This window comes from Streptomyces sp. NPDC030165 (assembly GCF_055573595.1).
In genome coordinates, this window is the sequence record NZ_JBVIBD010000016.1 from 228,285 (window position 1) to 236,730 (window position 8,446).

The 8,446-nt window shown below is 71.2% G+C and carries 7 protein-coding genes; 5 read left to right on the forward strand and 2 right to left on the reverse strand.

The window, feature by feature from the left end; translation table 11 throughout:
• Positions 1-148: 148 nt before the first annotated feature.
• The gene (locus ACZ4Z1_RS28300; RefSeq protein ID WP_468489453.1) at positions 149-463 is read right to left on the reverse strand and encodes a hypothetical protein; all 315 of its coding nucleotides are present in this window, start codon (positions 461-463) and stop codon (positions 149-151) included.
• Between the two features lie 412 nt (positions 464-875).
• Between ACZ4Z1_RS28300 and ACZ4Z1_RS28305 the strand changes: the two genes are divergently transcribed.
• The 3 genes from ACZ4Z1_RS28305 (at position 876) to ACZ4Z1_RS28315 (ending at position 5,055) form a co-directional block, all read left to right on the forward strand.
• On the forward strand, positions 876-2,030 hold the full coding sequence (locus tag ACZ4Z1_RS28305; RefSeq protein ID WP_468489454.1) for a right-handed parallel beta-helix repeat-containing protein: 1,155 nt from the start codon (positions 876-878) through the stop codon (positions 2,028-2,030).
• A 447-nt stretch (positions 2,031-2,477) separates the two neighbouring features.
• The gene (locus ACZ4Z1_RS28310) at positions 2,478-3,005 is read left to right on the forward strand and encodes a DUF4232 domain-containing protein (RefSeq protein WP_468489455.1); all 528 of its coding nucleotides are present in this window, start codon (positions 2,478-2,480) and stop codon (positions 3,003-3,005) included.
• 439 nt (positions 3,006-3,444) lie between these two features.
• Positions 3,445-5,055, forward strand: a complete 1,611-nt coding sequence (locus ACZ4Z1_RS28315; RefSeq protein WP_468489456.1) for a M4 family metallopeptidase — start codon at positions 3,445-3,447, stop codon at positions 5,053-5,055.
• Positions 5,056-5,183: 128 nt separating this feature from the next.
• On the opposite strand, the gene ACZ4Z1_RS28320 is transcribed toward ACZ4Z1_RS28315, so the two are convergent.
• Positions 5,184-5,642 carry a nuclear transport factor 2 family protein gene (locus tag ACZ4Z1_RS28320; protein WP_468489457.1) on the reverse strand — a complete coding sequence of 153 codons (459 nt, stop codon included), beginning with the start codon at positions 5,640-5,642 and terminating at the stop codon, positions 5,184-5,186.
• Between the two features lie 101 nt (positions 5,643-5,743).
• Between ACZ4Z1_RS28320 and ACZ4Z1_RS28325 the strand changes: the two genes are divergently transcribed.
• Positions 5,744-6,325, forward strand: coding sequence for a TetR/AcrR family transcriptional regulator (locus ACZ4Z1_RS28325; RefSeq protein WP_468489458.1), 582 nt, complete (start codon positions 5,744-5,746; stop codon positions 6,323-6,325).
• A gap of 316 nt (positions 6,326-6,641) precedes the next feature.
• Positions 6,642-7,982, forward strand: coding sequence for an ATP-binding protein (locus ACZ4Z1_RS28330; RefSeq protein WP_468489459.1), 1,341 nt, complete (start codon positions 6,642-6,644; stop codon positions 7,980-7,982).
• The last annotated feature ends 464 nt before the right edge of the window (positions 7,983-8,446 follow it).

The window sequence follows — 8,446 nt, forward strand, 5'->3', positions numbered from 1 at the left end:
CCTCCTTTTTTCTTGTGGGAGAAGGGTGGTGTGTTTTCGTGTTTTTTTTTGTGTTTTCGTCGACTCGCTCTCTTCCCCCCCCCCCCCCCCGGGGGGGGGGGGGGGGGGGGGGCCCCCCCCCCCCCCCGGGCCGACGTGACGCGATCGGTCAGCGGATGAATTCCGCGCTCTTGAACTCCACGTCCGCACCGTGCTGTCGCGGCTTCAGGAACTGGGTCGCGGTCCCCTCGCAGTCGTCCCTCGTCGCATAGAGGGCGACCACCTTGTTGGTGCCGTTGTAGGCCCGGCCGTTCCCCTCGATCGTGTGGCAGGTATTGCTCCGCGGGTTGTCGAGCTGTTCCTGCTGGCCCGAAGGCGTGGTGTACAGGAAGAAGCCCGTCGTACTGAGGGCGGGTGTGGTCGCACCGAGAGCGACCGCCGTGGCGATACCCAGACCGGCGAGAATGCGGGGAATGCGCTTCATTCGAAGTCTCCTGCGGTGGGGGATGAACAACCTGCTGGAGCAATTAAATTGGCGCGGCGGCAGCACCGGCAAGACGTTCCGGCGTCACCAAATGAGGGAGTTTGACGCGGCCCCGGTGCTATTTATTTTCGGAGCGGCGGACGCGGGGATTCGAGCCCGGAACGGAAATCCTCCGCACCTGGAATTCACCGGCATAATCCCCCTGTCTCAATATGCGACGGCGGACCGCGCCCGCACCCCCTGGACCGCACCGGACGCGCCGCACCCCGTCGCGCGCCCCGTCGCGCGCCCCGGAACTTTCCCGCCCCCCGCGGCAACCTTTCCGCGTGCGGCGGTGACAAGGACGTGTGCGGCCCCGGGCAGCGAGCCCGGCCGGCCGCCGCTTCCGTCCCCCACGAAAGGAACGACTGCCGTGAGCAGCAGCACCGGTCGCCACCGCAGGACCCGCACCCTGACCATCGCCACCGCCGTCGCCGTGACCGCCGGTGCGGGTGGCGCCTGGCTGGCGCTCGCCCCCGGTACGGCCGGGGCGGCCTCCCAGACGGTCGTCGTCTCGTCCACCGCGGCCCTCCAGGACGCCGTCGCACACGCCGAGGCCGGCACCACCATCCAGGTGCGCGGCGGTACGTACCACCCGACGAGCAGCCTCAAGAGCTCCGCCGACGGCACGCCCGCGGCCCGTATCACCCTCGCCGCGTACGGCGGCGAGAAGGTGCGGATCGACGGTTCGAAGCTGCCCGCCGGATCCTGGCTGGCGGGGATATCGGGTGACTACTGGACCGTCCGGAACCTCACCTTCCAGAAGTCGCCCGCGCACGGCTTCGTCGCCACGTCCTCCACCGGCGGCGTCTTCAAGAACCTGGTCACCGCCGACAACGGCAACTCGGGCTTCACCCTGCGCGGCGAGGGCACCAACGACAACCTCGTACAGAACCTGGACAGCCACGGCAATTTCGATTCCGCCACGCACGGCCAGAACGCCGACGGCATTGCCGTGAAGTTCGGCTCGGGGCAGGGCAACCGGATCACGGGGGCGCGGCTGTTCAACAACGCGGACGACGGGCTGGACCTCTGGAAGTTCGCCGGTCCGGTGACCATCGAGCACACCTGGGCCTACGGCAACGGCAGGAACCGCTGGAACGACCCGGCCTTCGAGGGCAACGGCAACGGCTTCAAGCTGGGCGGCGGCGGTACCGTCGCCGCCCACACGGTGACCAACAACGCGGCCTGGGACAACTCGATGCACGGCTTCACCGAGAACAGCAATCCCGGCGCCACCGTCCTCCAGCGCAACACCGCGTACGCCAACAAGAAGGCGGGCTTCTACTTCGCCAAGGGCAAGGGCCGCCTGGCGAAGAACCTGGCCGTCGCCAACGGCGACAGGCCGGCGAAGCTGGGCTCCTCCGCCGTCTCGGCCGGCAACAACTGGGACCGCGGCGTGGCGACGCCCGCGTTCCGGTCCACCGATGCCCGTACCGCGTACGGGCCCCGCCGGGCGGACGGCTCGCTCCCGGTGACGACCTTCCTGACCACCGGGAACGCCCCCATCGGGTCGACCATGAACTGATGCCGGCCGCCCCTGCGGTCTTCGCGACGGAACGCCGCCGTCACGGAGGCGTACGGAATCACCCTGCGCGGCGGGCCGCTCCCCGCGGGCTTTCCCACGGCGGGCTCCGGGTGGAGCACCCTGGTGTTCCGCGTCTGCTGCGCGCCACTGCTGTGGTGGGGGCCGTTGCTGAGTGCGGTCACCGTGGCGTGCCGGAGGCGGCGGCGCCGTACGTGAGGGGCGTAGCGAGACGTTAGCCGGGTGTTAGCCGATCGACAGGGCCTGCCCGCAGGGTGCTGGTGCGGAATCAGGAACGAACGCACCGGCCCGCCGCCCCCGGCTCGGGCAGCCACCCGGAAACGGCTCGCGCCGCGGCCGGCATGTGTCGGTCCCCGGGTGCGGGGCAGGCGGGCGGGTGCATCACGATCGTGTTCCCCGGAATGCCGGGGAAGAGGGAGTTGATCGACCATGCGTGGTCTGCGTACCGCTGCCGCCGTCGCCGCTGCCGCCGCTCTGGCCGCCGGGGCGAGTGCGGGTGTGGCCTCCGCCGCCGACGCGGGGGCGGCCGGTGCCGGAGCGTGCCAGCCGGGGACGCTGAAGGTCACGACGACGGACGCGGGCGGGAACCAGGCCGGGATGAACCACGCGGGCACCTACCTGCGGATGGAGAACGTCGGCCAGAGCACCTGCACGATCTCCGGCTACCCGGGCCTGGCGCTGGAGGGCGCCGGGCACACGGCGCTCAAGACCCGGGCGCGGCACGGCGACACGTACTTCGCCAAGGACCCGGGCGTGCGCCCGGTGACGCTCGCGCCGGGCAAGAGCGCCTACGCCGACCTGGTGTGGACGCACACCGGCGCGGACACCGCGCACGCCAAGTACCTGCAGGTCTCGCCGAGGGGCGGAAACGGTCACAATGTGCTCCCGTTCGACCAGGAGGTGGACAACGGCACGCTGTCCGTGACGGCTTGGTCGGCGAAGCTGCCCACCTCCTGAGGCAGCGTTCCCGTAGCGGTACGGAGGCCCGGCGTCCGATGGCGGCGCCGGGCCTCCGGCATGCGGTACGGCGGTGACGTGGACCGGGCGGGTCTGACGAGTCCGCGGCCTGGCCCCCCTCGCGGCCCGGGGTGCGCATCGGGCCGCGGACCGCCGGGCATCCGCTCCGCAGTCCCGTACGCAATGAGCTGTTCCGTAGCCCCGCCCGCAACAAGCTGTTCACAAAAGCGGTCCCTCGTCGACCAGAAATCGGCGACAAACAACCGCATTTCGTCAAACCCCCTGTGAAATCCTTGTTGAAGCCCTGACAAACACAGTCGGGTGATGGCACTCTCCTCTCGATTCACTCCTGCACCACCGGGCGGCCCGACAGGGCCCGCCCTCCCCCTCATTCGGGCCGAAACCGTACGGCCCGCGCTAGGAGACTGAGTTGAGACGCATGACCTCCACCCCCCGCAAGTACACCCTCCGTGCCGCCGCCCTGGTCGCCTCCGCCGCGATGGTCGCGGTCACCGTCCAGACCGGGTCGGCGACCGCGCAGCCCGACGCCGCGACCGGCGCCTCCGCCGTCGCGCTGTCCGCCCAGCAGCGCGTGACCGCGATCAAGAGCGCGCAGGCGGAAGCCGCCGGCACCGCGCGGAAGATCGGCCTCGGCGGCCAGGAGAAGCTCGTCGCCCGCGACGTCATCAAGGACGCGGACGGCACGGTGCACACGCGCTACGAGCGCACGTACGAGGGCCTGCCGGTCCTCGGCGGGGACCTGGTCGTACACGAGAAGGCGAACGGCGCCCGTACGGTCGACAAAGCGACCCAGGCCAAGATAGCCGTGCCCACCACGGACGCCACCCAGCCGGCCACCGCCGCCAAGAAGAGCGCGCTGTCCGCCTCCGCCGCCGAGAAGAACACCAAGGCCGAGACCAAGGCCGCGCCGCGCAAGGTGATCTGGGCCGCCTCCGGCAAGCCCGTCCTGGCGTACGAGACCGTGGTGACCGGCGTCCAGAAGGACGGCACGCCCAGCGAGCTGCACGTCGTCACCGACGCGAAGACCGGGGCCAAGCTCTTCCAGGACGAGACGATCGAGACCGGTACGGGCACCAGCACGTACAGCGGCACCGTCCCGCTCACCACGACGAAGAGCGGCAGCACCTACAACCTCACCGACGGTGCCCGCGGCGGTCACAAGACGTACGACCTGCGCCAGGGCACGTCCGGCACCGGCACGCTCTTCACCGACGCCGACGACAAGTGGGGCGGCGGCCGGCAGACCGCGGCCGTCGACGCGCATTACGGCGCGGCGGTCACCTGGGACTTCTACAAGAACGTCCTCGGCCGCAACGGCATCCGCAACGACGGCAAGGGCGCCTACTCCCGCGTCCACTACGGCAACAGCTACGTCAACGCCTTCTGGCAGGACTCCTGCTTCTGCATGACGTACGGCGACGGCCAGAACAACAGCAACCCGCTGACCTCCCTGGACGTGGCCGCCCACGAGATGAGCCACGGCGTCACCGCGGCCACCGCAAAGCTCAACTACAGCGGCGAGTCCGGCGGTCTGAACGAGGCGACGTCCGACATCTTCGGCACGGCGACCGAGTTCTACGCCAACAACGCCACCGACAAGGGCGACTACCTCATCGGCGAGAAGATCAACATCAACGGTGACGGCACGCCGCTGCGTTACATGGACAAGCCCTCCAAGGACGGCGCGTCCAAGGACTACTGGTCCTCGTCGCTGGGCGGCGTCGACGTGCACTACTCCTCGGGCCCGGCCAACCACTGGTTCTACCTGCTGTCCGAGGGCAGCGGCACCAAGACGATCAACGGCGTGACCTACAACAGCCCGACCTACGACAACTCGAAGGTCACCGGCATCGGCCGCAGCAAGGCCGAGAAGATCTGGTACCGCGCGCTGACCACGTACTTCACCTCCACCACGAAGTACGCGGGCGCCCGCACCGGCACCCTGAAGGCCGCTGCCGACCTGTACGGCGCCAGCAGCACCGAGTACAAGACGGTCGCGGCCGCCTGGACCGCGATCAACGTGAAGTAAGCGTCGCCTGACGCGGGTCCCCGGCGCGCCCGTCGTCGTCAACGGCGCGCCGGACCACCGCGCACTCCGCTCCGCCTGCCCCGGCGGAGCGGAGTGCGTCGCGGCGCCGGGCCCCCCGAAGGTTCAGGTCACCGGACGGGGACCGGGGCCCGGTCCTCCTCCGCGGGCCGCGGGCCGAAGATGCGCCGCTCCCGGGCGCTGATCCGTACGTCGTTGATACTGGCCTCGCGCCGCCGCATCAGCCCCTCCCCGGTGAACTCCCACAGCTCGTTGCCGTAGCTGCGCCACCACTGGCCCGTGGCGTCGTGGAACTCGTACTGGAACCGCACCGCGATCCGGTCGTCGTGGAAGGACCACAGCTCCTTGCGCAGCGCGTAGTCGAGCTCGCGCGCCCACTTCTCGCGGAGGAAGGCCGTGATCTCGGCGCGGCCGGCGAGGAACGTGTCCCGGTTCCGCCAGACCGAGTCCTCGGTGTACGCGAGGGCGACGTGTTCGGGGTCGCGGGTGTTCCAGGCGTCCTCGGCGGCCTGCACCTTCTTCAGCGCGCTCTCCCGGTCGAACGGCGGGAGCGGGGGACGTGGCGTCATGACGGACTCCTTGCAGGAGGAACCACACGGAGAACGGGCGTTCTCCGCGTCGTCCGCTACTCTACGAGAACGATCGTTCTCGGCAACAGCGGGAGACCCTTGTGCACCAGGAAGAAGCCCGGGTACGGCTGCTCGACGCCGCCGAGGAGCTGTTCTACGCACGCGGCATCCAGGCCGTGGGCATGGACGAGATCCGCGCCGCGTCCAGCGTGTCCCTGAAGCGGCTTTACCAGTCCTTCCCCTCCAAGCACGAGCTGGTGGAGACCTGCCTGCGGCACCGCGACAAGCGCTGGCGCGCGGCCCTGGCCGCCTACGTGAAGGAGCACGCCGCCGCGCCCGAGGACGCGCCGGCCGCCGTCTTCGACTGGCTGCACACCTGGTTCACCACGCCGGGCTTCCGGGGCTGCGCCTTCATCAACGCCTTCGGCGAGCTGGGCGCCGCGTCGGAGGGCGTGGCCCGCGCCGCACGCGACCACAAGGACGCCGTGCACGCGTACGTCGCCGGTCTCGTACGGGAGCTGCGCGCCGACGATCCGGCGGCGCTCACCGAGCAGTTGGTGCTGCTGATCGACGGCGCCATCACGACGGCCACGATCAACGGCTCCCCGGACACGGCCCTGCGCGCCCGCGACGCCGCCATGACGCTGGTGAAGGCGGCGACGGCGGCCGGGGCGGAGCACTGAGGGCACACCCCCCGGGGCAGAGTTCCGGGAAAAACCTCGGAGCGCTCCGCTGCGGCGGCCAGGGGCGGTAACAACACCGTTCACCCCCTTATGGACGTTCGTTACGCAATCGCCGGATTGCCGCAATGGAGGGGAGCCAACATCATGTTCGACGTAGGGTTCCCTTCCGTCCCGCGACCCCGTGACCACCGACTGGAAACACTGTGCACCTCCCCCGCTCCCGGCCGCTCCCGAGGCAGAGACGGGTCCGGCCGCCGACGCTCGCAGGGATGCCGGTACCCACCGCTCCGCCACCCGCCTGCCCGCAGGCCGTACGGTGAGCGCCGGTACGGCGGAGGCGCGCAGGCACCGGTGGCGGCACCTGCCGTCCTGGACGGCGACGCTGCGGTGGAAGGCCGCCCTGTTCATCATGGTCATGTGCTGTTTCCTGGCCACGGTGCTCGGCGTACTGGTGCACGTCCTGGTCAGCCGGCAGTCCGAGGAGCAGGCCCGGAACGCGGCCCTGGACCGGCTGGACTCGGTGGTCCAGACGTACGTCGCCGGTGAGCCGCTCGGCCGCGACGCGCGGCTGGACCCGCCGGATCTGCCGCCCGCACTGCGCGAGATGGCACGGCAGGGCCGGCGCGGCACCCAGCTCGGCGAGCACAACGGCCGCCCGACGATGTGGGCGGTGACACCGGCCGACGGAAAGGCGCTGGCCGTCGGCCAGGACTACAGCCAGCGGGCGGCCGTCATCAGCGGCCTCGACCAGGCCATCATCGGATCGGCTGCCGTCGCCATCACGCTGACCCTCGTCGTCGGCCTCTACGCCACCAGGAGCGTCACCCGGCGGCTGCACCGCACCGCCCAGGTGGCGCGCCGTATCAGCGACGGTGACCTCGACGCGCGGGTGGACGACCCCCGGGCGCAGTGCCCCGGGTACGCGCGGGACGAGACCGCCGCCGTGGCCGCCGCGCTCGACGCGATGGCCGCGAGCCTGCAGAGCAAGCTGCACAGCGAGCAGCGCTTCACCGCCGATGTCGCCCACGAGCTGCGCACCCCGCTCACCGGCCTGCACGCGGCCGCCGAGCTGCTGCCCGCCGGGCGGCCCACCGAGATGGTCCAGGAACGCGTCCAGGCCATGCGCCGGCTGACCGAGGACCTGCTGGAGATCTCCCGGCTGGACGCCGAGGTGGAACGCGCCGACCTCGACGTGCACCGGCTCGGACCACTGGCCGAGCGCGCGGTACGGGCCACCGGGCTGGAGGCCGAGGTCCGGGTGGTGCGGGACTGCCGGGTCGAGACCGACCAGCGGCGGCTGGAGCGCGTCCTGGGCAACCTCGTCGCCAACGCGCACAAGCACGGCCGCCCCCCGGTGGTCCTGACCGTCGACGGGCCGGTCGTCACGGTACGCGACCACGGCGACGGCTATCCCGACGAACTGCTCACCGAGGGACCGCAGCGCTTCCGCACCCGCTCCCGGAACGGCCGGAAGGGCGGCGGACACGGCCTCGGGCTGACGATCGCCGTGGGGCAGGCACGCGTCCTCGGTACGACGCTGCGCTTCTCCAACGCCCCCGACGGCGGCGCCGTCGCCGAAGTCACCGTCCGCCGGCCGGCCCCGGACCGGCGCCCCGCGCCGGACGGCACTCCGTCGGCGGAGGGCGGCGCGGCGTAGTACCGCAGGGACCGGCCGCCCGGCGGCGCCCCTCGCTTTGTCCGGAAGGAAGGCTCTCCCGCTCCGCTGAGCTGGCCGGTCAACTCCCGGACAACGTCTGGTCAACCGCCTCCTTTGTCCGGCCTGTCACAGGGAACCACCATCGGCACGGACCACGCGTACCCGGACGGGTGACGGACGTCCCGCCACGTCTGCCGCCCGCCGCTGCCGTGCCCGCCGGCCGGCTCCGTCCCGTACGCGCCCGAGTCTCTCGACCAGGGAGCCCTCTCAGCCATGTCCGCATCCTCCGCCTCCACGCCGTCCTCCGCAGCCGCATCCGTCACAGCGCCTCCCGGGCCGCCCGCTCCAGAACCTCAACGCGTGCGCCGTCGCTGGGAGTTGTGGCGCTCCCCCGAAGACCAGCCCCGCTGGGCGCGTCCCTCCCTGCTCGGTGTCGCGGCCCTGGCCGCGCTCCTGTACACGTG